20 protein-coding genes are annotated in these 24,555 nt (G+C 72.0%); 12 read left to right on the top strand and 8 right to left on the bottom strand.

The annotated features are described in order from the left end of the window. Window positions 1-17 precede the first annotated feature (17 nt). Genes AMK10_RS06950 through AMK10_RS06970 form a run of 5 tightly spaced genes read right to left on the bottom strand, consistent with a single transcriptional unit; the run spans window position 18 to window position 4,567 of the window. On the bottom strand, window positions 18-773 hold the full coding sequence (locus AMK10_RS06950) for a response regulator transcription factor (protein WP_073745786.1): 756 nt from the start codon (window positions 771-773) through the stop codon (window positions 18-20). A 21-nt stretch (window positions 774-794) separates the two neighbouring features. After that, window positions 795-1,946: a sensor histidine kinase gene (locus AMK10_RS06955; protein WP_073745788.1), complete on the bottom strand. Its 1,152-nt coding sequence runs from the start codon at window positions 1,944-1,946 to the stop codon at window positions 795-797. Continuing rightward, on the bottom strand, window positions 1,946-2,791 hold the full coding sequence (locus tag AMK10_RS06960; protein ID WP_198959635.1) for an SAM-dependent methyltransferase: 846 nt from the start codon (window positions 2,789-2,791) through the stop codon (window positions 1,946-1,948). The genes AMK10_RS06955 and AMK10_RS06960 overlap by 1 nt, the downstream gene beginning before the upstream one ends. A 13-nt stretch (window positions 2,792-2,804) precedes the next feature. Next, window positions 2,805-3,509 carry a glycerophosphodiester phosphodiesterase gene (locus AMK10_RS06965; RefSeq protein ID WP_073745792.1) on the bottom strand — a complete coding sequence of 235 codons (705 nt, stop codon included), beginning with the start codon at window positions 3,507-3,509 and terminating at the stop codon, window positions 2,805-2,807. Window positions 3,510-3,532: 23 nt separating this feature from the next. Continuing rightward, window positions 3,533-4,567: an adenosine deaminase gene (locus AMK10_RS06970; protein ID WP_073745794.1), complete on the bottom strand. Its 1,035-nt coding sequence runs from the start codon at window positions 4,565-4,567 to the stop codon at window positions 3,533-3,535. Window positions 4,568-4,687: 120 nt separating this feature from the next. Between AMK10_RS06970 and AMK10_RS06975 the strand changes: the two genes are divergently transcribed. Then, window positions 4,688-5,401: a DUF4190 domain-containing protein gene (locus AMK10_RS06975; protein ID WP_073745796.1), complete on the top strand. Its 714-nt coding sequence runs from the start codon at window positions 4,688-4,690 to the stop codon at window positions 5,399-5,401. A 69-nt stretch (window positions 5,402-5,470) separates the two neighbouring features. Here the strand turns inward: AMK10_RS06975 and AMK10_RS06980 are convergent, their stop codons facing one another. Beyond that, window positions 5,471-6,037: an NADAR family protein gene (locus AMK10_RS06980; RefSeq protein ID WP_073745799.1), complete on the bottom strand. Its 567-nt coding sequence runs from the start codon at window positions 6,035-6,037 to the stop codon at window positions 5,471-5,473. Between the two features lie 202 nt (window positions 6,038-6,239). On the opposite strand from AMK10_RS06980, the gene AMK10_RS06985 reads away from it, so the two are divergent. The 8 genes from AMK10_RS06985 (at window position 6,240) to AMK10_RS07020 (ending at window position 16,022) form a co-directional block, all read left to right on the top strand. After that, window positions 6,240-7,754 carry a gamma-aminobutyraldehyde dehydrogenase gene (locus tag AMK10_RS06985; RefSeq protein ID WP_073745801.1) on the top strand — a complete coding sequence of 505 codons (1,515 nt, stop codon included), beginning with the start codon at window positions 6,240-6,242 and terminating at the stop codon, window positions 7,752-7,754. Between the two features lie 47 nt (window positions 7,755-7,801). Then, complete coding sequence (locus AMK10_RS06990; protein ID WP_073745803.1) at window positions 7,802-9,049, top strand: polyamine ABC transporter substrate-binding protein; 1,248 nt, start codon at window positions 7,802-7,804, stop codon at window positions 9,047-9,049. A gap of 50 nt (window positions 9,050-9,099) precedes the next feature. Then, window positions 9,100-10,251, top strand: coding sequence for an ABC transporter ATP-binding protein (locus tag AMK10_RS06995; protein ID WP_073745805.1), 1,152 nt, complete (start codon window positions 9,100-9,102; stop codon window positions 10,249-10,251). Further along, window positions 10,248-11,171 (top strand): ABC transporter permease, encoded by a 924-nt coding sequence (locus AMK10_RS07000; RefSeq protein WP_073745807.1) that lies wholly within the window; start codon window positions 10,248-10,250, stop codon window positions 11,169-11,171. The genes AMK10_RS06995 and AMK10_RS07000 overlap by 4 nt, the downstream gene beginning before the upstream one ends. Further along, window positions 11,171-11,974 carry an ABC transporter permease gene (locus tag AMK10_RS07005; protein ID WP_073745809.1) on the top strand — a complete coding sequence of 268 codons (804 nt, stop codon included), beginning with the start codon at window positions 11,171-11,173 and terminating at the stop codon, window positions 11,972-11,974. Before AMK10_RS07000 ends, AMK10_RS07005 begins: the two co-directional genes overlap by 1 nt. 21 nt (window positions 11,975-11,995) lie before the next feature. Continuing rightward, a complete protein-coding gene (locus AMK10_RS07010) occupies window positions 11,996-13,411 on the top strand; it encodes an NAD(P)/FAD-dependent oxidoreductase (protein WP_073745810.1) in 1,416 nt (471 codons plus the stop codon). A gap of 225 nt (window positions 13,412-13,636) precedes the next feature. After that, window positions 13,637-14,098 (top strand): hypothetical protein, encoded by a 462-nt coding sequence (locus tag AMK10_RS07015; protein ID WP_073745811.1) that lies wholly within the window; start codon window positions 13,637-13,639, stop codon window positions 14,096-14,098. Between the two features lie 85 nt (window positions 14,099-14,183). Then, window positions 14,184-16,022: a chitinase gene (locus AMK10_RS07020; RefSeq protein ID WP_073745812.1), complete on the top strand. Its 1,839-nt coding sequence runs from the start codon at window positions 14,184-14,186 to the stop codon at window positions 16,020-16,022. Here the strand turns inward: AMK10_RS07020 and AMK10_RS07025 are convergent. Both AMK10_RS07025 and gabT read right to left on the bottom strand, forming a co-directional pair. Further along, window positions 16,007-16,579, bottom strand: coding sequence for a phosphatase PAP2 family protein (locus AMK10_RS07025; protein WP_338014628.1), 573 nt, complete (start codon window positions 16,577-16,579; stop codon window positions 16,007-16,009). The genes AMK10_RS07020 and AMK10_RS07025 overlap by 16 nt on opposite strands. 364 nt (window positions 16,580-16,943) lie before the next feature. Then, complete coding sequence (gene gabT / locus AMK10_RS07030) at window positions 16,944-18,284, bottom strand: 4-aminobutyrate--2-oxoglutarate transaminase (RefSeq protein ID WP_073745813.1); 1,341 nt, start codon at window positions 18,282-18,284, stop codon at window positions 16,944-16,946. 245 nt (window positions 18,285-18,529) lie between these two features. Between gabT and AMK10_RS07035 the strand changes: the two genes are divergently transcribed. The 3 genes from AMK10_RS07035 to AMK10_RS07045 all read left to right on the top strand — a co-directional run bounded on the left by AMK10_RS07035 (window position 18,530) and on the right by AMK10_RS07045 (window position 24,443). Further along, window positions 18,530-20,929 (top strand): ATP/GTP-binding protein, encoded by a 2,400-nt coding sequence (locus AMK10_RS07035; protein WP_073745814.1) that lies wholly within the window; start codon window positions 18,530-18,532, stop codon window positions 20,927-20,929. Window positions 20,930-21,158: 229 nt separating this feature from the next. Beyond that, window positions 21,159-22,736, top strand: coding sequence for a PucR family transcriptional regulator (locus tag AMK10_RS07040; protein WP_073745815.1), 1,578 nt, complete (start codon window positions 21,159-21,161; stop codon window positions 22,734-22,736). A 261-nt stretch (window positions 22,737-22,997) separates the two neighbouring features. Further along, the gene (locus AMK10_RS07045) at window positions 22,998-24,443 is read left to right on the top strand and encodes an aldehyde dehydrogenase family protein (RefSeq protein ID WP_073745816.1); all 1,446 of its coding nucleotides are present in this window, start codon (window positions 22,998-23,000) and stop codon (window positions 24,441-24,443) included. The last annotated feature ends 112 nt before the right edge of the window (window positions 24,444-24,555 follow it).

The raw sequence follows: 24,555 nt of genomic DNA on the forward strand, positions 1-24,555 counted from the left end.
CCGGACGCCCCGGCGGATCACCCGAGCGAGGGGTTCCGGGAGGGAGACCGTCTCCCCTGCGCGGGGGAGACGGCGGCGGGCCCTCCCCCGGCCGGGGGAGACGCCGCCGCCCCGTCAGGGAGGGGAGCGACCAGCCCCGTCTCGTAGGCACAGATGACCGCCTGGATCCGGTCGCGCAGCCCCAGCTTGGACAGCACGTTGCCCACATGGGTCTTCACCGTGTGCTCGCTGACCACGAGCGCGGCGGCGATCTCGGCGTTGCTCAGTCCGCGCGCCAGGTGCAGGAGCGTCTCCCGCTCACGGACCGTCAGGACGTCCAGACGGTCCGTCCCCCGGACCGGCCGCGCGGCGGGCCGCGAGGTGTACTCGGCGATCAGCCGGCGCGCCACGGACGGGGCGACCAGTGAGTCCCCGGCCGCGACCACCCGCACCGCGTGGACGAGGTCGTCCCGGCGGACATTCTTCAGCAGGAAGCCGCTCGCGCCCGCGTGCAGTGCCTCGTAGACGTAGGCGTCCGAGTCGAAGGTGGTCAGCATGACCGTGCGGCATCCGCTCCGGGCACCGATCGCCCGGCACGCCTCGATGCCGTCCATGACGGGCATCCGGATGTCCAGCAGCGCGATGTCCGGACGCAGCCTGTCCACCGCGTCGAGGGCCTGCGCGCCGTCCCCCACCTCGGCGAGCACCTCGATGTCCGGCTGCGCGTCCAGGATCATCGCGAAACCGCTGCGCACCAACTCCTGGTCGTCCGCCACCACCACACGGATCGTCATCTCACACCCCCTGCGGGGAGGTTACAAGGGAAGGGCGACGCGCACCTGGAATCCCGTGCCGTCCGGACCGGCCCCGTGTCCGGCCGTCCCGCCGTGTGCGGCGGCCCGCTCACGGATACCGACCAGTCCCAGGCCGGTGGCCGTGCCCGGCCCCCTGCCGTCGTCCGTCACGGTGACCGTCAGCCGGTCCGGCGTGTGGCCGAGTTCCACGGTCACACGGCTCGCACCGGCGTGCCGTACGACGTTCGTCAGCGCCTCCTGCACGATCCGGTACACCGTGGCCTCCGTGTCCGCCGGCAGGGCGACCGGCCGGCCCGTCACCGTGTGCGTGACGTCGAGACCGCCGGAGCGAACCCGGTCCAGCAGGCCCGGCAGCCCGGACAGTGCCGGCTGGGGCGTACGCGGCGGCGCCCCGTCGCCCGGCGCGTCCTCGCGCAGCACCCCCAGCATCCGGCGGAGCTGCACCATCGCGTCCCTGCCGGTCTCCGAGATGGCGTCGAAGGCGGCCTCGGCCCGTTCCGGCGCCGTGCGCACGGCGACCGGTCCGGCCTCCGCCTGCACGATCATCAGGCTGACCGCGTGGGACAGGATGTCGTGCATCTCCCGCGCGATCCTGGCCCGTTCCCGGGCCGCGGCCTGCTCGGCCTCGATCCGGTGGGTCACCTCCCGCTGCCGCGCCCTGTCCTCCATCGCCCGGATGTACGCCTTGCGGGTGTGGGTGAACCGTCCGAAGGCGTACGCCGCGGCGAAGACGAACAGCGAGAACAACAGTTCCCGCGCCTCACCGGTGTTCACCGCGACCGAGGGGACCACCGCCGCGGTCACCAGCAGGGACACCGCGAGCCGCCGCCGGGGCGAGGACAGCTCGGCCACCGTGTAGAACGCCACCAGCCCGGTGTACGGGAGGGGCTGCCCCGGGCCGTCCACGGTGAACCGGTACAGCGCGCCCGCCGACAGCACGGCGATCAGCACGCTCACCGGTGCCCTTCGGCGGACGGCCAGCGGCAGCACCGTCAGTGTCGTCAGCCCGTACGCAGCCCAGGTGGCCGGTGGGAGGGAGGCCGACCGGGGCACCACGAACGGCATGGTGATCGCCGCCTGCACCAGCAGGGTGACACCGATGTCGGTGGTCCAGGCCTCGCGGGGGAGCCGCCCCGGCCACGGTCTTCGCATCAGGGCTTCCGGCCCACCGCGCCGAACTGCGCCACCTCGGGGTTCCGGGCGACGGCGGGCGCCCGCCAGCGGGAGCAGGAGACGATGCCCGGTTCCAGGACGTCCAGGCCGTCCAGGAACGAGGCGAACTCGGTCCGGCTGCGGGCGGTGATCGGCGGGGTGGCGTTCTTGTTCCAGAAGGCCATCGCCTCCTCGTTGCCCTCGCCGCCCAGCTCCAGCGTGGGATGCGTCAGCACCAGATGGCTGCCGGAGGGCAGCGCGTCCATCAGCGTCCTCACGATGCTCCGCGCCTCGTCCGTGTCCAGCACGAAATTGAGGATGCCGAGCATCATCACCGCGACCGGGCGCCGCAGATCGAGGGTCCCCTCGGCGGCGCCCAGGATCCGCAGCGGGTCCCGGGCGTCCGCGTCGACGTACTCCGTGGCGCCCTCGGGCGAGCTGGTGAGCAGTGAGCGCGCGTGCGCCAGGACGGTCGGGTCGTTGTCGACGTAGACCACACGGGCGTCGGGCGCGGTGTGCTGGGCGACCTCATGGGTGTTGTCCGCGCTCGGCAGCCCGGTGCCTATGTCCAGGAACTGGCCGATGCCCGCGTCACCGGCCAGATGGCGCACCACCCGCCCCAGGAACGCCCGGTCGGCGCGGGCCACTTCACCGATGCTCGGGTACAGGCCGGTGACCCGGTCGCCGACCACACGGTCCACGGGATAGTGGTCGGCGCCGCCCAGCCAGTAGTTCCACACCCGGGCGTTGTGGGCGATGTCGGCACGGACACGGGCTGGCGCGGTGCGGGGGCCGGGGTCGGTCACTTCTGCTCCTGGAATCACTGGCGGTGCGGACCCGCCCATGATGCCGGACCGATCAAGAAGAGCCAGGGGAACGGGAGTTCGCCAACTGCGCCCGGAGCGCGTCGATCCGGTTGGTGGTGATCGAGTCGACGCCGTACGAGAGGAGCCTTCGCATCGTGCGCCGGGTGTCGGCCGTCCAGGCGGAGACCAGCAGTCCGTCGGAGTGGATACGGTCGGTCAGCTCCCGGCTCAGCAGCCCGAAGCGGTAGTTCAGCCAGCGCGGGCGCACCGCTTCGAGCAGCACGGCGCGCGGCGGCGCGAGCGTCGTCCAGGTCAGCGCGATCTCCGCGGACGGGTCCGCGCCGCGCACCTTCAGCATCGCGTCGGTGTTCGCGCAGTAGTAGACGCTCTCCCCGGCCCCGCTCTCCCGCACCACACCGACGATCTCCCGCACGGACGCGTCGGTCGCGCCGGGCAGATCGGCCATGATCCGCCGGCCGCCGGCGGCGGACAGGACCTCACGCAGGGTGGGGACCCCGCCCCCGGTCCGCTCCACCAGCTCCTGGTGGCCGATCCGGTCGATGCGGATGTCATGGCCCCAGAGGCGCTCCAGGGTGGAGTCGTGCAGCAGCACGGGCACCTTGTCACGGGTGACGCGGACATCGATCTCGACCGCGTCCGCCCCCCGGGCCACGGCGGACAGGACCGAGGGGAGCGTGTTCTCGCGGGCGCGGTAGGGATCGCCGCGATGGGCCACGGCGGTGACGTCGGTGATCATGGGGCCATTGTGACCGCGGGAGCTCACCTGCCGGGAGTCCTCAGCCAGTTCGTCGTGTACGTGTCGATCTCGGAGGCCAGGCTCCGCTTGCCCGCCGGGTCCAGGTACGACGCCTCCACCGCGTTCTTCGCCAGGGCCGCGAGCCCGAGCTCGTCCAGGCCGAGCAGCCGGGCCGCCACCGCGTACTCGTTGTTGAGGTCGGTGCCGAACATGGGCGGGTCGTCGCTGTTGACGGTGACGAGGACGCCCGCCTCGACCATCTCCCTGATCGGGTGCCGGTCGATGTCCGTGACCGCGCGGGTGGCGATGTTGGACGTCGGGCAGACTTCCAGGGCGATGCGGTGCTCGGCGAGATGGGCCAGAAGCTTCGGGTCCTGGACGGAGCTGGTGCCGTGGCCGATGCGCTCGGCCCGCAGCGCGGTGAGCGCGTCCCAGACCGTCTGCGGGCCGGTGGTCTCCCCGGCGTGCGGGACGGAGTGCAGGCCCGCCGCGATCGCCCGGTCGAAGTAGGGCTTGAACTGCGGGCGGTCCACGCCCACCTCGGGTCCGCCGAGACCGAAGGAGACCAGCCCCTCGGGCCGCAGGTCCACGGCGAGCCGGGCCGTCTCCTCGGCGGCTTCGAGACCTGCCTCGCCGGGAATGTCGAAGCACCAGCGCAGCACGACGCCGAGTTCGGTCTCGGCCGCCTTGCGGGCGTCCTCGATGGCCTCCATGAAGCCCTGCTCGGGGATGCCCCTGCGGGTCGAGCTGAACGGGGTGACGGTCAGCTCCGCGTACCGGATGTTCTGCCGCGCCATGTCCCGGGCGACCTCGAAGGTCAGCAGCCGGACGTCCTCGGGGGTACGGATCAGGTCCACCACCGAGAGGTAGACGTCGATGAAGTGCCCGAAGTCGGTGAAGGTGAAGTAGTCCGACAGCGCCTCCGGGTCCGTGGGGACCTTGGAGTCCGGGTGGTGGGCCGCCAGTTCGGCCACGATGCGCGGCGAGGCGGACCCCACGTGGTGGACGTGGAGCTCGGCCTTGGGCAGCCCCGCGATGAAGGGGTGCAGATCGTTCATCGGAATCTCCCGGCTCTCTGTTTCGGGCCGGGCGCACCGGCTGCACCGATCATCGTATGCGGGGCTCTGCTGCCGGAGACCGGGCCGTAGCATGGGGCGGGATCACGATGGGGGAGGCCCATGTCAGACAACACACCTCAGGCCGGCGGCGAGGGCGTGCCGCGCGATCCGTGGGCGCCGCCGGAGAAGCGGATCGATCTGGGCAAGCAGCCCTCCGACGCGGCTCCGCCCGCCGTGCACAACCAGCCCACGGTGACGTCCATGCCCGGCCCGGAGACGGGCGGCGGGCCCATACCGGGTCAGGCCGGCGGCTTCGGCCCCGCGCAGCCGCCCGGCGTCCCCGAGCCGCCGACCGCACCGCACGGACCCGGCCAGCCCGGCCAGTACGGCTACCCGGCTCCTTCTGCCCCGCCCTCCGCCGCCTACGGCTACCCCGCTCCTCCCGCCGGACCGTCCGCCGCCTACGGCTACCCGGGATATCCCGGGTACGCGGGCCAGCAGGCCTGGGGCCCGGCACCGGCCAACGGGCTGGGTGTCGCGGCGATGGTGCTCGGCATCATCTCGGTCGTCGGCTTCTGCATGTGGGGGCTGGGGATCATCCTGGGCCTCCTCGCCCTGATCTTCGGCATCATCGGCCGGGGCCGCGCCAAGCGGGGCGAGGCGACCAACGGCGGCATGGCGCTCGCCGGGATCATCCTGGGATCGATCGCGATGGCCATCAGCGCGGCCTTCCTCGGATTCCTGATCTGGGCCATCGCCAACGACGAGACGGGCAGTGAGTACGACTACGACGACCCGTACGCCACCACGCTGGTCGTCGGCACCTCGCGCTGACCGGCGCGGGAGCCCGCCCGTGGCCCGGCCCGGGACCCAGGTCCCCGGGCCGGGCACGTGATCGGCGCCCTACGGATGGTCCGCGCGCAGCCGCGTCCGCGCCTCCATGAGTGCGAAGCCCAGCAGATTCAGCCCCCGCCAGGACTCCGGGGCCAGGGCGCGCGGATCCTCCTTGGCGAGCCCGATGCCCCATATCCGGTCCAGAGGGCTGGCCTCGACGAGCACCCGCTCGCCGGTGCCCAGCAGATACGCCCGGAGGTCCGGGTCCTGGCCGAACTTGTGGACGCTGCCCGCGACGACCAGGGCGAACCGCTCCCGCCGCCACACGGCGTCGTCGAAGCCCCTGACCAGCCGGCCCACCTTCTTCGCCGCGGCGGGGCTGCCCGCCGCCACCGCACGCTCCTCCGCCTCCCGGTCGCCGAAGAGCCGCGCCTTGCCCGCCATCATCCAGTGCTCCGCCGAGGCGTAGCCCACCGAATCGACGGTGAACGGCGACGGCCACCACTGGCTGAGGCAGCTCTCCCCGAGCCTGCCGTCCGCGCGGGGCCGATGCCCCCAGAACGGCAGGTACTTCACACGCTCCCCGCGGGCCACCCGTGCCACGAGCGCGTCACGGTCCGCACAATCCGGTTCCATGCCTGCCGAGTCTGGCATCCGCCACTGACAGCCGGTACAGGGATTTCCGTGCGCGCGAGACACATCGTCGACAGATTCCGTCGCGTAACCAAAAGGAAACAACGGAATCACTTGTTGGTAGAGGTCTCCTCTGTCAGGATCGGCACTCAATTCGAGAAGAAGCTACGCCGCCCCTGGTCACAGGGGCAGCGGAGGAGAGCTCATGGGCAACGGCTTCCAGGTGCAGGAGCGCTTCGCGGCGGGCGCGCAGTACATCGGCGGACGGCTGCGCCCCGGCACATCGGGTCGCCACCAGGACGTGGTGAACCCCGCGACGGGCGAGACGGTCTACCGCTACGAACTGGCCGGCACCGCCGATGTCGACGCCGCCGTCGCCGCCGCCCGCGAGGCGTTCCCCGGCTGGTCGGGGCTGACCCCGGGCGAGCGGTCGCAGGCGCTGCACCGCTTCGCCGCCGTACTCGACGAGCGGGCCGAGGACTTCGCGTACGCCGAGTCCCTGCAGTGCGGCAAGCCGGTCAAGCTCTCCACCGAGTTCGACGTACCGGGCACCGTCGACAACACCGCGTTCTTCGCCGGTGCCGCCCGCCACCTCGAAGGGAAGTCGGCCGGCGAGTACAGCGGCGACCACACCTCCTACGTACGCCGCGAGGCCCTCGGGGTCATCGGCTCCGTCGCACCCTGGAACTACCCGCTCCAGATGGCCGCCTGGAAGATCCTCCCGGCCGTCGCCGCCGGCAACACCGTCGTGCTGAAGCCCGCCGAGATCACGCCGCTCACCTCGCTGATGTTCGCGCAGGCGGCCACCGAGGCGGGCATCCCGGACGGCGTGGTCAACATCGTCTCCGGCGCGGGCCAGGACGCGGGCGAACACCTCGTCGGCCACCCCGACGTCGCGATGATCTCCTTCACCGGCTCCACGGCCGTCGGCAAGCGGGTCGCCGCGCTGGCCACCGGGTCGGTCAAGCGCCTGCACCTGGAACTCGGCGGCAAGGCACCCTTCCTCGTGTTCGACGACGCCGATCTCGACGCCGCGATCCAGGGAGCGGTCGCCGGATCACTCATCAACACCGGTCAGGACTGCACCGCCGCCACCCGCGCCTATGTCCAGCGCCCGCTCCACGACGCGTTCGTCAGCGGGGTCGCGGCCCTGATGGAGAGCGTGCGGCTCGGCGACCCCTTCGACCCGTCCACCGACCTCGGGCCGCTGATCAGCCATCAGCAGCGCGACCGCGTCGCCGGCTTCGTCGACCGGGCCCGCGCCCACGCCACCGTCGTCACCGGCGGCGAGGCCCCCGGCGGCGTACTCGCCGACGGGGCCTACTACCGGCCCACCCTGATCACGGACGCGGCCCAGGACAGCGAGATCGTCGGCGCGGAGATCTTCGGCCCCGTGCTGGTCGTGCTGCCCTTCGACAGCGACGACGAGGGAATCCGCCTCGCCAACGACACCCCGTACGGACTGGCCGCCTCCGCCTGGAGCACCGGTCTCTACCGGGCCAACCGCGCCACCCGTGAGCTCAGGGCGGGCTGCGTGTGGATCAATGACCACATCCCGATCATCAGCGAGATGCCGCACGGCGGATACGGGGCCAGCGGCTTCGGCAAGGACATGTCGTCGTACTCCTTCGAGGAGTACACGCAGGTCAAGCACGTCATGTACGACAACACCGCGGTGGCCCGGAAGGACTGGCACCGCACCGTTTTCGGGGACCGATAGCAGCGGCCGCCGCCCGGCGGCCCACCCACCCGGAAGGGCATACGCGTATGGAGCAGTACGAGCCCGAGCGCCTCTCCGCGCCCCAGCTGGCCGCCATGAGGCGCAGCCTCACCAACGGCAGGGGCGCGCTCACCCGCCGCTCCCTCCTGCGGGCTTCGGGCGTGGGCGCCCTGGCGCTCGGTGGCCTGGGAACGCTGAGCGCGTGCGGCATCCCGCCCGCGAAGCGGGACGGGGGCACCGCGGCGTCGGACGACCACTCGGCGAAGGAGAAGGTGATCAACTTCTCCAACTGGACCGAGTACATGGACGTCAGCGAGGACGAGAAGAGCCGGCCGACCCTCGACGCGTTCACGGAACGCACCGGGATCAAGGTCAAGTACACCGAGGACATCAACGACAACGTCGAGTTCTTCGGGAAGATCAAACCGCAGCTCGCCGCGGGCCAGGACACCGGCCGCGACCTCATCATCGTGACCGACTGGCTGGCCGCGCGGATCATCCGGCTCGGCTGGGCGCAGAAGCTCGACCACGCGAACCTGCCGCACGCCTTCGCGAACCTCTCGGCCCAGTTCCGTACGCCCGACTGGGACCCGGGACGCGCCTACTCCTACCCCTGGACCGGCATCCCGACCGTCATCGCCTACAACGAGAAGGCGACCGGCGGCCGGAAGGTCGACTCCGTCACCCAGCTGCTCGACGACCCCGAGCTCAAGGGCCGGGTGTCCTTCCTCTCCGAGATGCGCGACTCGGTCGGGATGACGCTCCTGGACATGGGCAAGGACCCCGGGACGTTCGACGACGCCGACTTCGACGCGGCCATCGGCCGGATGCAGAAGGGCGTGGACACCAACCAGATACGCCGCTTCACCGGCAACGACTACACCGCGGACCTGAGCAAGGGCGACATCGCCGCCTGTGTGGCCTGGGCGGGGGACATCATCCAGCTCCAGGCCGACAACCCGGCCATCAAGTTCACCATCCCCGCCGCCGGTTACATCACCTCGAGCGACAACATGCTGGTCCCGGCAAAGGCGCGGCACAAGACCAACGCCGAGAAGCTCATGGACTACTACTACGAGCTCCCGGTCGCCGCCCAGCTCGCCGCGTACATCAACTACGTCTGCCCGGTGGACGGGGTCGCCGCCGAACTCGCCAAGATCGACGAGGCCATGGCCTCCAACACGCTGATCCTCCCCGACAAGGCGATGGCCGCGAAGTCGCGGGCGTTCCGCTCCCTCAGCTCCGAGGAAGAGACGGCGTACGAAGAGAAGTTCGCCAAGCTCATCGGCGCCTGAACGGCCCGTTCCCCGCCCGATCTCCTCCGACACCACCGGGACCGCGACCCATGACACAGCAGCAGACAGAGGGCGGCGACGTCCGTCTCACCGGGATCAGCAAGACCTACGGCTCCTTCACCGCAGTGCACCCCCTCGACCTGACCGTCCCGCAGGGCTCCTTCTTCGCGCTGCTCGGCGCGTCCGGCTGCGGCAAGACCACCACCCTGCGGATGATCGCGGGCCTGGAGGACGCCACCACCGGCACGGTCTCGCTCGGCGGCCGTGACATCACGGGCCTGCCCCCGTACAAACGGCCCGTCAACACCGTCTTCCAGAGCTACGCGCTCTTCCCCCACCTCGACGTCTCCGAGAACGTCGCCTTCGGACTGCGCCGACGCGGGATCAAGTCCGTGAGGAAGCAGGTCGGCGAGATGCTGGACCTCGTCCAGCTCGGCGACTTCGCCCACCGCAAACCGCATCAGCTCTCGGGCGGGCAGCAGCAGCGCGTCGCCGTGGCCCGCGCGCTCATCAACCACCCCCAGGTCCTCCTCCTCGACGAGCCGCTCGGCGCGCTCGACCTCAAGCTCCGCCGGCAGATGCAGCTCGAACTCAAGCGGATCCAGACCGAGGTCGGCATCACCTTCGTCCACGTCACCCACGACCAGGAGGAGGCCATGACCATGGCCGACACCGTCGCGGTGATGAACGGCGGCCGGGTCGAACAGCTCGGCGCCCCCGCGGATCTGTACGAGAACCCCCGCACCACCTTCGTGGCCAACTTCCTCGGCACCTCCAACCTCATCGAGGGCGAGATCGTCTCCACCGGTACGGACGTCGTCGTCGCGGCGGGCGGCGGCAGGCTCAGGCTGCCCGGCGGCCGGTGCACGTCCCCGGCGGCGAGCGGAGAGAAGCTGCTCGTCGGGGTCCGCCCCGAGAAGATCTCCCTGGCCCACGCCGAGGACGCTGACGCGATACCCGAAGGCCGCAACAGGGTCACCGGCCGCATCACCGACTCCAGCTTCATCGGCGTCTCCACCCAGTACGTCGTCGAGAGCCCCGCCGGCAAGGCGCTCCAGGTCTACGAGCAGAACATCGAACGCGACGGCCGGCTCGTCCCCGGCGCCGAGGTCGTCCTGCACTGGAACCCCGAGCACACCTTCGGACTCGACGCGGACCAGGACATCACCGCCGGCGCGGGCGTCCTGGAGGAGGCGGCGTGAGCGTCACCGAGGCGCCGCCGGCGCCCCCCGCGGAGGCGGAGATCCGCAAGCCGTCCACCCGTAGGCGGCTCGTCCCCTACTGGCTGCTGCTTCCCGGCATCCTGTGGCTGCTCGTCTTCTTCGCGCTGCCGATGGTCTACCAGGCCTCCACCTCCGTGCAGACCGGATCGCTGGAGGAGGGCTTCGAGGTCACCTGGCACTTCCGGACCTACTGGGACGCCTTCGCCGACTACTACCCGCAGTTCATCAGATCCCTGCTGTACGCGGGCACCGCCACGGTCCTCTGCCTGCTGCTGGGCTACCCGCTCGCCTATCTGATCGCCTTCAAGGCCGGGCGGTGGCGCAACCTGGTGCTCGTACTGGTCATCGCCCCGTTCTTCACCAGCTTCCTGATCCGGACGCTGGCCTGGAAGACGATCCTCGCGGACGGCGGCGCCGTCGTCGACGTCCTCAACACCCTGCACGTCCTGGACGTCACCGGCTGGCTCGGCTGGACCGAGAACAACCGGGTGCTGGCCACCCCGATGGCCGTCGTCTGCGGACTGACGTACAACTTCCTGCCCTTCATGATCCTGCCGCTCTACACCTCGCTGGAGCGGATCGACGGCCGGCTCCACGAGGCCGCGGGCGACCTCTACGCCACGCCCGCCACCACCTTCCGCAAGGTGACCCTGCCGCTGTCCATGCCCGGGGTCGTCTCCGGCACGCTGCTGACGTTCATCCCCGCGAGCGGCGACTACGTCAACGCGGAACTCCTCGGCTCCACCGACACCAAGATGGTCGGCAGCGTCATCCAGACCCAGTTCCTGCGGGTGCTGGACTATCCGACGGCCGCCGCGCTCTCGTTCATCCTCATGGCGGTCGTCCTGCTCGTGGTCACCGTCTACATCCGCCGCTCCGGTACGGAGGACCTGGTCTGATGCCCGTACTCCGTCTCATCCGCCGGAACCTGGTCGTGATCGCGGGGCTGCTGACCCTCGCCTACATGATCCTTCCGAACGTCGTCGTGATGGTCTTCTCCTTCAACCGTCCCAACGGGCGCTTCAACTACGCCTGGCAGGAGTTCTCCCTCGACGCCTGGAAGGACCCCTGCGGTGTCGCGGACCTCTGCGGCTCGCTCTCGCTCTCGCTGCGGATCGCCTTCTGGGCGACGGCCGGCGCCACCCTGCTCGGTACGATGATCGCCTTCGCGCTGGTCCGCTACCGCTTCCGCGCACGCGGCGCGATCAACTCGCTGATCTTCCTGCCGATGGCCATGCCCGAAGTCGTCATGGCGGCCTCGCTGCTGACGCTCTTCCTCAACCTGGGCGCGGAACTCGGCTTCTGGACCGTGCTGATCGCCCACATCATGTTCTGCCTCAGCTTCGTGGTGACGGCGGTCAAGGCGCGCGTGATGTCGATGGACCCGAGGCTGGAGGAAGCGGCCCGCGATCTCTACGCGGGCCCCGTGCAGACCTTCCTCAGGGTGACCCTCCCGATCGCCGCCCCCGGGATCGCCGCGGGAGCGCTGCTCGCCTTCGCGCTCTCCTTCGACGACTTCATCATCACCAACTTCAACGCGGGCACCACGGTGACCTTCCCCATGTTCGTCTGGGGTTCGGCCCAGCGCGGAACGCCCGTGCAGATCAACGTCATCGGTACGGCCATGTTCGTCATCGCCGTGGCGGTGGTCCTCGCCGGACAGCTCATCGCGAACCGGCGGAAGAGCAACGCGGGAAAATAGCACCTGAAGGAGTTGGAAGCCATGGCCCCGGATGCCATGCGTACTGCCGCACACTCACTCTCCGACGCACGTCCCCTCTCGTACTGGCTCGACGACCCGGGAAAGCCGGAGGCCCTGCCCGCGCTCACCGGGGACGAGCGCTGCGACCTGCTGGTCGTCGGCGGCGGCTACAGCGGGCTGTGGACCGCGCTGCTCGCCAAGGAACGCGACCCGGGGCGCGACGTCGTCCTCATCGAGGGGCACGAGGTGGGCTGGGCGGCCTCCGGCCGCAACGGCGGATTCTGTGCCGCGTCCCTGACGCACGGCCTGGCCAACGGGGTGGAGCGCTGGCCGGAGGAGATCGGGAAGCTGGAGGAGCTGGGCGCGCGGAACCTCGACGCCATCGAGGAGACCGTCGCCCGCTACTCCCTCGACTGCGACTTCGAGAGGACCGGCGAGATCGATGTGGCCACGGAGCCCCATCAGCTCGGGGAGCTGCGCGCATGGCACCGCAGAACCGGCGAACTCGGCCTCGGCGGACTCGAATTCCTCGACCGAGACCAGGTGCGCGACCATGTCGACTCACCGACATTCCTGGGCGGTCTGCTCGACCGGCGCGGCGTGGCCATGCTCCATCCGGCCAAGCTCGTCTGGGGGCTGAAGGAGGCATGCCTCGGCCTGGGCGTACGGATCTACGAGAACACCCGCGGCCTCGGACTCGCCAGGTCCGGGGCCGGCACGGCGGTGCGCACCCCGTACGGCAGGGTCTTCGCCCGTGACGTCGCCCTCGGGACGAACATCTTCCCCTCGCTGGTCAGACGGGTGCGCCCGTACACCGTCCCGGTCTACGACTACGCGCTGATGACGGAACCCCTCGACGCGGACCGGCTCGCCTCTGTGGGCTGGCGTGGCCGTGAGGGGCTGGGGGACAGCGCGAACCAGTTCCACTACTTCCGGCTCTCCGCCGACAACCGCATCCTGTGGGGCGGTTACGACGCCGTCTATCCGTACGGCGGCCGGCTGGACTCCTCGCTGGACCAGCGTCCGGAGACCTTCCTGAAGCTCGCCGGGCAGTTCTTCGCGTGCTTCCCGCAGCTGTCCGGAGTGCGCTTCACCCATGCCTGGGGCGGCGCCATCGACACCTGCTCACGCTTCTCCGCCTTCTACGGCACGGCCCTTCGCGGGAGGGTCGCCTACGCGGCCGGGTACACGGGGCTGGGCGTCGGGGCCACGCGCTTCGGGGCCGAGGTCATGCTCGATCTGCTGTCGGGCCGGGAGACCGAGCGCACCGCGCTGCGGATGGTCCGCTCCAAGCCGATGCCCTTCCCGCCCGAACCGCTGGCCTGGGCCGGGATCGAGCTCACCAAGAGGTCGCTCGCCCGCGCCGACAGCCACGGCGGACACCGCAACGCGTGGCTGCGGACCATGGACCGGCTGGGGCTCGGCTTCGACAGCTGAGCGGGGGTGGTGCCGGGCCAGTGGTCCGGCACCAGATCCCGCGGTGCGCGGCTGCGACGGACCATTCCCTCCGGGGAACGCGGCGGTGGCCCCGCCGCACCGACGTGACCGGGGTCACTTCAACTCGTCCGCCCGACCCGCGTCATGATCCGGTCCCCGCGCTCTCTCTTCCTCGGACAGCACCGGCGGATCCCTGCCGGTGCCCGGAGGAGAGGGAGGCAGCTCATGGCCCGCACGGGGGCGGAAGCCGCGATCGCATGGCTCGTGTCGGTGGCACCGGATCCGGGTGCCTGCCGGAGGGAGTGGGAGCGCGATCCCCAGGGGATGGCGCTCCTTCCCGCCGGGAAGCGCTGGGACGTACTGATCGTCCCGGCGGAGCTCGGCTATCCGACGCTCGATGTGCTCACCCGGCTCGTCGACCGGCCGGGGCCCGTCCTCGCGGACTTCGGCGACTCCAGGATGGGTTTCTTCGTGCCCCCGGGCACGGCCGCCCGCTGGGTCGGTACCGGCATCCGGGGAGTCGGCACCGGGACCTGGATCATCGTCCCCCGGCCGGGCGGCACGGTGGGCGGGGTGCGGTGGCTGATCCTGCCGGACGGCTCGGGCACACTCACCGACGCGGCCCTTCTCGAACTCGCCCTGCACGAGGCCGCCGCGGTCCGTGGCGCGCGGGGCGGCGGGGGGTGAGGCACCGCCAGAGGTCTTGACAACTGGATTGGTCTGGACCATGTTGTGCGCGGACCGCTCAATTCCCCCGTGTACGGAGGCTGTTGTGGAACGCACCGGATCGCGCACCGGACCACCCGTCCGTTTGTCCGGACCTCTGGCCGTCTTCTCGGCGGTGCTGCTCGCCGCGGGAGGCCTGGCCGCGTCCGCGCCCGCCGCCGGGGCGGCCGACGCCGATCTGGCGCGCAACGGCGGCTTCGAGGCCGGCCTCGACGGCTGGTCCTGCTCGGGCGGGAGCGGCACGGCCGTCAGCACCCCCGTGCACAGCGGGACATCGGCCCTGAAGGCGACGCCGGCCGGGAGCGACAACGCGCGGTGCTCCCAGACGGTGACGGTGAAGCCCAACTCCGCCTACACGCTGAGCGCCTGGGTGCAGGGGAGTTACGTCTACCTCGGAGCGTCCGGCACCGGGACCACCGACGTCTCCACCTGGACCCAGTCCGCCGGGGCGTACCAGCAGCTCACCACCAGCTTCAAGACCGGCCCCTCGACGACCTCGGTGACCGTCTACACCCACGGCTGGTACGGCACCCCCGCCTACTACGCCGACGATCTCACCCTGACCGGCCCCGGCGGCGACCCCGTCGCCGTGCCCGCCGCCCCCACCGCCCTGCGGGCGGGCACGGCCACCGCGTCCGCCGTCCCGCTGTCCTGGACGGCATCCGCCGGGGCCACCGGCTACCGCGTCTACCGCGGCGGCACGAAGGTCCTCGACGTCACCGGCACCTCGGCGACCGTGACCGGGCTGACCGCGTCGACCGCGTACAGCTTCCAGGTCTCGGCGGTCAACGCCGCCGGCGAGTCGGCGAAGTCGTCGGCCGTGAGCGTCACGACGGCGGCCGGCGGTGGTGGCGGGAGTGACGCGGGTCTCCCGGCCCACGCGCTCGTCGGCTATCTCCACTCCAGCTTCGCCAACGGCTCCGGCTACACGCGCATGGCCGACGTGCCCGACTCCTGGGACGTCATCAACCTCGCCTTCGGTGAGCCGACCTCCGTCACCTCCGGCGACATCCGCTTCTCGCTCTGCCCGGTGGCCGAGTGCCCGAACGTCGAGAGCGAGGCGGAGTTCAAGGCCGCCATCCAGGCCAAGCAGGCCGCGGGCAAGAAGGTCCTGATCTCCATCGGCGGACAGAACGGCCAGGTGCAGCTCGCCTCGACCGCCGCCCGCGACGCCTTCGTCTCCTCCGTGTCCAAGATCATCGACACCTACGGGCTCGACGGCCTGGACATCGACTTCGAGGGGCACTCGCTCTCGCTGAACACCGGCGACACCGACTTCCGCAGCCCGACGACCCCGGTCATCGTGAACCTGATCTCCGCGGTGAAGTCCCTCAAGGCCAAGTACGGCGACGACTTCGTCCTCACCATGGCCCCCGAGACCTTCTTCGTGCAGCTCGGATACCAGTACTACGGCTCCGGCCCCTGGGGCGGCCAGGACCCGCGCGCCGGTGCCTATCTGCCCGTGATCCACGCCCTGCGCGACGACCTCACCCTGCTGCACGTCCAGGACTACAACTCGGGCTCGATCATGGGCCTGGACAACCAGTACCACTCCATGGGCGGCGCCGACTTCCACATCGCCATGACCGACATGCTGCTCACCGGCTTCCCCGTCGCCGGTGACCAGACCAAGGTCTTCCCCGCGCTCCGCCCCGAGCAGGTCGCCTTCGGCCTCCCGGCGTCTACCCAGGCGGGCAACGGCCACACCTCGCCCGCCGAGGTCACCAAGGCGCTCAACTGCCTGACGAAGAAGACGGACTGCGGCAGTTACCAGACGCACGGCACCTGGAGCGGACTGCGCGGCCTGATGACCTGGTCCATCAACTGGGACCGCTTCAACAACTGGGAGTTCTCGAAGAACTTCGACGCCTACTTCGGCGGCTGACCGCTCCTGCTCCCCGCCCGCAGGGCGATGAGCAGGAGCCCGCTCAGGCACCAGGCGGCCCCCACGTCCAGCGGCCAGTGGTAGCCGCGCAGCACCAGACCGACGCTCGTCGCCGCCGTCAGCAGGACGGCGGCGACGGGCGTCACCCATCTCCGCCGCGTGTACGGGGCGATCAGCAGGGCCGCGGCCCCGTACGCCACCATCGCCGTGGTCGTGTGGCCCGAGGGGTAGTAGCCCGTCGCCTCCGTCAGCGGACCCTGCCGGTCCGTCCACAGCTTGAGCGGGACGACGAGCGCGGGAACGGCGGCCATGGCCAGGACGGCGCACACCGCCGCCCGCCGGGCGCGACGGAACCAGGCGAAGAGGACCGCGCACGCCAGCACCGGAACGGCCACCTGCATATTGCCCAGGTCGGCGAAGAAGTCGGCGAGCCGGGCGGAGCCGCGCCCCGCCAGCTCCAGGCCGAGCCGCTCGTCGGGGACCAGCAGGGGGCCGTCGGCCAGCACCTGCCAGGTGATCAGGGCGAACAGGACCAGCATCGTCACGGCCGTGGACACGAGAAGAACCGGCCACCGGGGAACAGGGGGGATTGTTCCGAGGTGGCCGGTCGGACCGGTTTGCCGCGCGCCCCGGGGGGTGTGGGGCGGGCGGCCATCCGATCGGTGAGGAGTCCCGGAGCCCGAAGCTCCAGCGGTGTGCGCGATGGCACGGCCGGATCGGTGCTGGGGGAGCCCCGGCCCGGCATCGCCCGCAGTCCCCTGCGGGCGGGGTGTTTCTCTCATCTGGGAAAACCGTACGTCAGAGGAAGGAGGCACCGGAAGCGACAACGGTATCCCGCCATCGCCCCCGCACACCTTCTTCACACGCCCTCACCGGTGGCCGGGCGAGGGGTCGCCCGGCCACCGGTGGGATTCGCACGGATCAGATGGTGGCGAACGCCTGCTCGATGATGTCCAGGCCCTCGTTCAGCAGGTCCTCGCCGATGACCAGCGGCGGCAGGAAGCGCAGGACGTTGCCGTAGGTGCCGCAGGTCAGCACCAGCAGGCCCTCGGCGTGGCAGGCCTTGGCCAGCGCGCCCGCGGCGGCGGCGTCGGGGTCCTTCGTACCGGACTTCACCAGCTCGATCGCGATCATGGCGCCGCGACCGCGGATGTCGCCGATGATGTCGCCGTTCGGGAGCTTGGACCGCATCTCGGCGAGGCGGCCCTTCATGATCTCCTCGATGCGCTTCGCCTTCCCGTTCAGGTCCAGCTCGCGCATCGTCTCGATGGCACCGAGCGCACCCGCGCAGGCCACCGGGTTGCCGCCGTAGGTGCCGCCGAGGCCGCCCGCGTGCGCGGCGTCCATGATCTCGGCGCGGCCGGTCACCGCCGAGAGCGGGAGACCGCCCGCGATGCCCTTGGCCGTGGTGATCAGGTCGGGGACGATGCCCTCGTCCTCGCAGGCGAACCACTGGCCGGTGCGGCAGAAACCGGACTGGATCTCGTCCGCGACGAAGACGATGCCGTTGTCCTCGGCGAACTGCGCGATCGCCGGGAGGAAGCCCTTGGCCGGCTCGATGAAGCCGCCCTCGCCGAGCACCGGCTCGATGATGATCGCCGCGACGTTCTCCGCGCCGATCTGCTTGGTGATCTCGTCGATGGCCTGCGCGGACGCCTCGGCGCCGGCGTTCTCGGCACCGGTCGGCCAGCGGTAGCCGTACGCCACCGGCACACGGTAGACCTCGGGCGCGAACGGCCCGAAGCCCTGCTTGTACGGCATGTTCTTCGAGGTCAGCGCCATCGTGAGGTTCGTACGGCCGTGGTAGCCGTGGTCGAAGACGACGACCGCGGTGCGCTTCGTGTATGCGCGGGCGATCTTCACGGCGTTCTCGACGGCCTCGGCACCCGAGTTGAACAGCGCCGACTTCTTGGCGTGGTCGCCCGGCGTCAGCTCCGCGAGCTGCTCGCAGACCTCGACGTACCCCTCGTACGGCGTGACCATGAAACAGGTGTGGGTGAAGTCGGCGAGCTGCGCCGAGGCGCGGCGCACGACGGCTTCGGCGGAGGCGCCCACCGACGTCACGGCGATACCGGAACCGAAGTCGATCAGCCGGTTGCCGTCCACGTCCTCGATGATCCCGCCGCCCGCCCGGGCGGTGAAGACCGGCAGGGTGGAACCCACACCTGCGGCCACCGCCGCGACACGGCGGGCCTGCAGCTCGGCCGACTTCGGGCCGGGGATGGCGGTGAGGACGCGGCGCTCCTGCGGGATGTCGGACATGCGGGGCTCCTGGGGGTGTTTCGGACGCTTCTGTTTCTGCAGGCTACGAGCGGGTGAGGGCGCCGGTCATGCTCCGATCGGGAGTGGTGGGAGCGTGTCCTTGTCCGCCGCGGACAGATGGCCGCGCCGGGCCCCCGCGCGGCACCTCCGCCGGGTCATCCGGCCGCATGGCTGAACTCCCGGGGCCCGGGCACTAGATTGGCCGTGCAGAAGGCGGGACCTGGCTGGTCAGGGGGCAGCGGTTCATGGACACCGAAGGCACGTACGACGCACGCGGCACGGGCGCGGACCGGGTGCCGAGCCCGGCGGGGCCACCGCCCGCGGCGCCACCGCCTCCCACCCGTGCCCCGTACGCCCCGGGGCCCCGCCGCGCCCCCACGGCCGACGGCGGGCTGGAGGAATGGCTGCGCACCCCGCGCCCCGTGCGGGAACCGGGCGTGTGGCGGTTCGGGCACACGCCCCGCCCGCCCGAGAAGCCCGAGGGAGTGTCCGACCGCTCGCTGCTGGTCGGCGTGCTCATCTCCGTACTCAGCGGGTTGCTCCTGTGGTCCCTCTGGCGCAACGGCTACATCCCCTACCGGCTGGTCCCGCTGAAGCTGTTCACCCCCGGCGACTGGTGGTACGCCGGGACGTTCGGCGGGCCCCGCACGATCGAGGGGGCCGACGCCCTCACGGTCTACGAGGCCGTCCTCTTCGGGCTCCTCGTCTACGGCTGCGGGCGCCTCGGCAACTGGTCCGAGATCTTCCGGCGCCATGTCGCCGGCCGCGGCCAGCCCTTCCTCGGGCTCGCGACCGCCGCGGCGGGAGCTTTCGCCGAGCTCCTCGTCTGGAAGGACGCGGTGCCGCTCGTGCGGCCCGTGCTGATCCTGGTCGCCTCGGTCGCCGGCGGTGAGATCTACCAGAGCCAGGCCGTGGTCAACGTGATCTACGCGCTGATCGCCCTCGGCGTGCTCTGGCCCTTCGCACGCCTCGGTCACTGGCGCGAGCTGGCCGCCGCCCGGTTCGGGAAGGGCGCCGGCTCGCCCGGGAAGGGCACCGGCTCCGCGCCCCCCGCACCGTCCGCGCCCCCGGACGCCCCCACCTTCGAGCAGTGGCCGGAACTGCGCGCCGCGGGGCTGACGGACGCCGCCGAGACCCTCGCCGCCGAGGTCCGCCTCGGCCGGATGAACGACGTCGACGTGGCGCGCGTGCGCCACGCCTGGACAGTCGGCAGGGCGCACCCGGAACGCCTGGCCGCGCTCTCCGAGGCCGTGCTGCGCTCCGGCGGCGCCGCGGCCCTGCACCCCTCGGGCGCCCGGGACCTGGCGCGCCGCACCGCCCGGCACGACCTGCTCACCGGCCAGGTCCGCATCGGCGGCTGCGCCGACGACCCGCACAACCCCTACGCGCGCCGGGGATCGGGCGTCGCCCTGGAACCCGCCCTGCTCGGCACCTCCCTGCTGGCGGTCGGCCCGCCGGGCGCGGGCAAGTCCGCCCGGCTGGTCCGGCCGGTCGTCGAGTCGCTCGCCCTCCAGGCGCTCGCCGGGCGCGCGGCCGTGCTCGCCGTGGGCGGCGCCGGGGGAGAGCTCGGACCGGACGACGCCTTCGACGTCGTGGTGCGGATCGGGGACCCCGCGTCCGTGCACGACTTCGACCTCTACGGCGGCACGACCGACCCCGACGAAGCGGCGGGAGTCCTCGCCGAGGGGCTCGTCGGTGACGTGACCCAGCTGGACAGCAGGCGCGCCGCCACCGTGCTCGCCCAGCTGCTCGGCCCCTACCGCGCCGTCCACGGCCACTTCCCCGGTGTGCCCGCGCTCCGGGAGCTCCTGGACGGCGACGAGGCCGCCGTCGACGCCCTGCGGCAGGCCCTCGCCGCGGGCGGGCACCAGGCGATGCTGCGCGAGCTGGAGGCCCGCGCCAGGCAGAAGGGGGGCCCGGGTGACCCAGGGCCGGTGCTCGCCGACCGGATCGCCCTGCTGGACCGGCCCGCGTTCGCGCCGTTCTTCGCCACCGGCGACGAGGCCAGGCCCTTCTCGCTGCGCTCCCTCGAACATCTCCCGCTCCGCGTCAGGATCGATCTCCCCGAGCGCGCGCACGCGGAGGCCTCACGGCTGCTCACCCGGCTCGTGCTCGCCCAGTTCACGGCGATCGCCGCCGCCCGCGCCGACCGGTCGCTGTTCGCCTGTCTCGTCCTGGACGACGCCACGCACACCGTCACCGCGGAGACCGTACGGGGCATCAGGAGGCTCAGGTCGGTCAACGCGGGAGCCGTCCTGGCCCTGCGGACCGTCGACGACGTCCCCGAAGGGCTGCACACCGCGCTGCTCGGCGCGGTGGGCTGCTGCATGGCCTTCAGCGGGGTCACCACCTGGGACGGCAAGCGCTTCGCCGAGGTCTGGGGCAAGGAGTGGGTGGAGACCCGCGAGGTCGCCCAGCACGCGGTCTTCGCGGACCAGCCGTTCACCCGCGCCCTGCACGGCCTGCGCAAACTGGTCACCGGAAAGGCCGTGACCAGGGACGCCGTGACAGTGCGGCGGGTCGAGCGGGAGCGCTGGTCCGCCTCGGAACTGGCGTACCAGCTGCCCGCCGGGCACGCCGTCCTCTCGCTGACGACGGTCGAGGGCGAGCACGCGCCGCCCCTCCTGGTCGACCTGGGAGGCTGAGCGCGAGGTTACGGGGACCCTGCCGCCCTGGCAGAATTGGCCCTGGCCCTCTGTACGGGGCGGCGTAATCCGGCCATCCGTACGGGGCCGCGCACAGGGCCGTCCACGGAAGGACGGCAGAACCGAGCCGTCCGTACGGGCCGCGCAATCGGGCCGTTCGCACAGGGCGGCGCAACCGAGCCGTTCGTACCGGGGCGGCGCAACCGACTTCCAGAGGTCCGGCGGTCCCATGCCCCTCACTCTCGCCTCGCTCCTCCAGCACTCGGCGCTCAAGCTCACCGTCAGGGCGGGCGCCGACCGGCTCGGCACGCCGGTGCGCTGGGCGCACGCCAGCGAGCTCGCCGACCCCGTCCCGTACATGAACGGCGGTGAGCTGCTCCTCGTCACGGCGACCAACCTCGACGCCCGGGACCACGGCACCATGCGCCGGTACGTGCAGCGGCTGGCCGGCGCGGGCGTGGCCGGGATCGGCTTCGGCGTGGGCGTCACCTACGAGGACATCCCGCCGGCACTCGTGGACGCGGCCGAGGAGGCGGGCCTGCCCCTGCTGGAGGTGCCGAGGCGCACCCCCTTCCTCGCGATCAGCAAGGCGGTGTCGGCGGCGATCGCCGCCGAACAGTACAGATCCGTCACGGCCGGATTCGAAGCCCAGCGGGAGCTGACCCGCGCGGCGGTCGCCGGGGACGGCCCCGCGGCGCTCCTCACCCGTCTCGCCGCGCACGTGGACGGCTGGGCCGCGCTCTACGACTCCTCGGGCGCCGTCGTCGCGGCGGCGCCCGAATGGGCGGCCCGCCGCGCCGCCCGGCTCACGCCCGACGTGGAGCGCCTGCGGGAGCGCCCGGCCCCGGCCAGCGCCGTCGTCGGTGACAGCGAGAGCGACGACCGGGTCGAGCTCCAGTCCCTGGGCACCGGACACCGCGCCCGCGGCGCGCTGGCCGTCGGCACCGGGGCGGCGCTCGGCACGGCCGAGCGGTACGCCGTGCACTCGGCGATCGCCCTGCTGACCCTGACCACGGCCCGCTCCCGCTCGCTCCAGGGTGCGGAGCAGCGCCTCGGCGCGGCCGTCCTGAGGATGCTGCTCGCGGGGGAGTCCGGTCACGCCAGGGCCGTCGCGGGGGACCTGTACGGGACCCTGCTGGACGCGCCCTTCCGGCTCCTGATCGCCGAGGCGTCCGCCCCGGGCGGGACGGAACCGCTGGCCGAGGCGATGGAGGCCGCGGCGTCCCGCTCCGGCGAGACGCTGCTGATGGTGCCCGAGGGGGAACGCCTCGTGGTCCTTGCCGCCGACGGCGGGGCGGCGGTCGCGGCCTGCGTGGCCCACGCCGCCCGGACCGAGGACGAACGCCCTCAGCGGGAGTCCGCGGCCGAGGACGGCGAGGTGGTCATCGGCCTGTCCGCGCCCTCCGGCCCCGTCGCCGTCTCCGCCGCGTACAAACAGGCCGAGCAGGCGCTCTCGGTGGCCCGCCGCAGGGGCCGCGTCATGGTCGAGCACGAGGAGCTCGCCGCCGGCTCCGTCCTGCCGCTGCTGGCCGACGACGCCGTACGGGCGTTCGCCGACGGGATGCTCCGGCCCCTCCAGGAACACGACGCGAAGGGCCGGGGCGACCTCGTCGCCTCCCTGCGTGCCTGGCTCTCACGGCACGGCCAGTGGGACGCCGCCGCCGCCGACCTGGGCGTCCACCGCCACACCCTGCGCTACCGGATGCGCAGGGTCGAGGAGATCCTCGGCCGCTCGCTGGACGACCCGGACGTCCGGATGGAGCTCTGGCTCGCCCTGAAGGCGACGGCCGCCTCCTCGGGGACGTAGCAACCCCGACCACTACGACGAACCGGCGCACCGGTCCCCCGGGCCCGCTACGACGAACCGGCGTACCGGCCCCCTGGACCCGCTGTGGCGAACCGGCGCACCGGACTCCCGGGCCCGCTACGCCAAACCGGCGCACCGGACTCCCGCTCCACTCCACGGCGGACAAGCCTCATCCGCGCCGGGCCGCCCTACGGTGGGGCCGAAGGGTGCCGCGCGGCGCCCGGCGATCGTGTTCACCACCCCCGAAGGGCCGGTACCGCCATGACTTCCACCCACGCCTTCTGGCTGGCCGGCCGCCAGGCCACCGGCGAGGACAGCTTCGACGTCACCAACCCGTACGACGGGCGACTCGTCGGCACGGTCGCCGTGCCGACCGACGCCCAGGTCGAGGAGGCCGTCGCCGCCGCGTACGCCGTGCGCGAGGAGTTCGCCGCGACCCCCGCGCACGTGCGGGTCGCCGCCCTCGACCACGTCGTACGCCGCCTCACCGAGCGCACCGAGGAGATCGCCCAGCTGATCTCCGCCGAGAACGGCAAGCCCATCAAGTGGGCCCGCGGCGAGGTCGGCCGCGCCGTCTCCGTCTTCCGCTTCGCCGCCGAGGAGGCCCGCCGCTTCAACGGCGGCGACGCCCAGCGGCTGGACACGGACGCCGGCGGCACTGGCCGCCTCGGACTGACGCGGCGCTTCCCGCGCGGGCCCGTTCTCGGTATCGCGCCCTTCAACTTCCCGCTCAACCTGAGCGCGCACAAGGTCGCCCCGGCCATCGCCGTCGGCGCCCCGATCATCCTCAAGCCCGCCCCGGCCACCCCGATCTCGTCCCTGATCCTGGGCGAGCTGCTGGCCGAGACGGACCTCCCGGCGGGCTCCTGGTCGGTGCTGACCGTCCCCAACGACAAGATGCCCGCGCTGGTCCAGGACGAGCGGCTGCCGGTCATCTCCTTCACCGGGTCCGGGCCGGTCGGCTACTCGATCATGGAGTCGGTGCCGCGCAAGCACTGCACCCTGGAGCTCGGCGGCAACGGCGCGGCCGTCGTCCTCGGCGACTACTCCTCCGACGAGGACCTGGACTGGGCCGCGACCCGCATCGCGACCTTCTCCAACTACCAGGGCGGCCAGTCCTGCATCTCGGTGCAGCGCGTCATCGCGGACGCCTCGGTGTACGACCGGCTCGTCCCGAAGATCGTCGCGGCCGTCGAGGCCCTGGTGACCGGCGACCCCTCCGACGCGGCCACCGACGTCGGCCCCCTGGTCAGCGAGGACGCCGCCCGCCGGGTCGAGTCCTGGGTCGACGAGGCCGTCACCGCCGGGGCCACGCTGCTGACCGGCGGCAAGCGCGACGGGGCCACCTACGCCCCGACGGTCCTCACCGACCTCCCGGACACCACGACGCTCGCCTGCGAGGAGATCTTCGGCCCGGTCCTGTACGTGCAGCGGACCGACGGCGAGGCCGAGGCCTTCGCCGCCGTCAACTCCTCCAAGTACGGCCTCCAGGCCGGTGTCTTCACCCACGACCTGCAGACCGCCTTCCGCGCCCACCGCGCCCTGGAGGTGGGCGGCGTGATCATCGGCGACGTGCCCTCCTACCGCGCCGACCAGATGCCGTACGGCGGCGCCAAGCAGTCCGGAGTGGGCCGCGAGGGCGTCCGTTACGCCATGGACGACTACACCTACGAGCGGGTCCTCGTCCTCACCGGCCTGGCCCTGTAGCGGACAGCACGCGAAGAACCGGCCGGAGCCCGCTGTGCGGGGGCTCCGGCCGGTTCCGTTCCTTCCCGCACCGGCCCTGCGCCCGAAGGCCCTCCCGCGAATCGTTCCTGCG

The organism is Streptomyces sp. CB02058, assembly GCF_001905505.1.
Lineage (GTDB): Bacteria > Actinomycetota > Actinomycetes > Streptomycetales > Streptomycetaceae > Streptomyces.

Bases quoted from the DNA above. Each gene is read 5' to 3' on its own strand.
- AMK10_RS06950 (WP_073745786.1), bottom strand. From the start codon at position 773: ATGACGATCCGTGTGGTGGTGGCGGACGACCAGGAGTTGGTGCGCAGC.
- AMK10_RS06955 (WP_073745788.1), bottom strand. From the start codon at position 1,946: ATGCGAAGACCGTGGCCGGGGCGGCTCCCCCGCGAGGCCTGGACCACC.
- AMK10_RS06960 (WP_198959635.1), bottom strand. From the start codon at position 2,791: ATGGGCGGGTCCGCACCGCCAGTGATTCCAGGAGCAGAAGTGACCGAC.
- AMK10_RS06965 (WP_073745792.1), bottom strand. From the start codon at position 3,509: ATGATCACCGACGTCACCGCCGTGGCCCATCGCGGCGATCCCTACCGC.
- AMK10_RS06970 (WP_073745794.1), bottom strand. From the start codon at position 4,567: ATGAACGATCTGCACCCCTTCATCGCGGGGCTGCCCAAGGCCGAGCTC.
- AMK10_RS06975 (WP_073745796.1), top strand. From the start codon at position 4,688: ATGTCAGACAACACACCTCAGGCCGGCGGCGAGGGCGTGCCGCGCGAT.
- AMK10_RS06980 (WP_073745799.1), bottom strand. From the start codon at position 6,037: ATGGAACCGGATTGTGCGGACCGTGACGCGCTCGTGGCACGGGTGGCC.
- AMK10_RS06985 (WP_073745801.1), top strand. From the start codon at position 6,240: ATGGGCAACGGCTTCCAGGTGCAGGAGCGCTTCGCGGCGGGCGCGCAG.
- AMK10_RS06990 (WP_073745803.1), top strand. From the start codon at position 7,802: ATGGAGCAGTACGAGCCCGAGCGCCTCTCCGCGCCCCAGCTGGCCGCC.
- AMK10_RS06995 (WP_073745805.1), top strand. From the start codon at position 9,100: ATGACACAGCAGCAGACAGAGGGCGGCGACGTCCGTCTCACCGGGATC.
- AMK10_RS07005 (WP_073745809.1), top strand. From the start codon at position 11,171: ATGCCCGTACTCCGTCTCATCCGCCGGAACCTGGTCGTGATCGCGGGG.
- AMK10_RS07010 (WP_073745810.1), top strand. From the start codon at position 11,996: ATGGCCCCGGATGCCATGCGTACTGCCGCACACTCACTCTCCGACGCA.
- AMK10_RS07015 (WP_073745811.1), top strand. From the start codon at position 13,637: ATGGCCCGCACGGGGGCGGAAGCCGCGATCGCATGGCTCGTGTCGGTG.
- gabT (WP_073745813.1), bottom strand. From the start codon at position 18,284: ATGTCCGACATCCCGCAGGAGCGCCGCGTCCTCACCGCCATCCCCGGC.
- AMK10_RS07035 (WP_073745814.1), top strand. From the start codon at position 18,530: ATGGACACCGAAGGCACGTACGACGCACGCGGCACGGGCGCGGACCGG.
- AMK10_RS07040 (WP_073745815.1), top strand. From the start codon at position 21,159: ATGCCCCTCACTCTCGCCTCGCTCCTCCAGCACTCGGCGCTCAAGCTC.
- AMK10_RS07045 (WP_073745816.1), top strand. From the start codon at position 22,998: ATGACTTCCACCCACGCCTTCTGGCTGGCCGGCCGCCAGGCCACCGGC.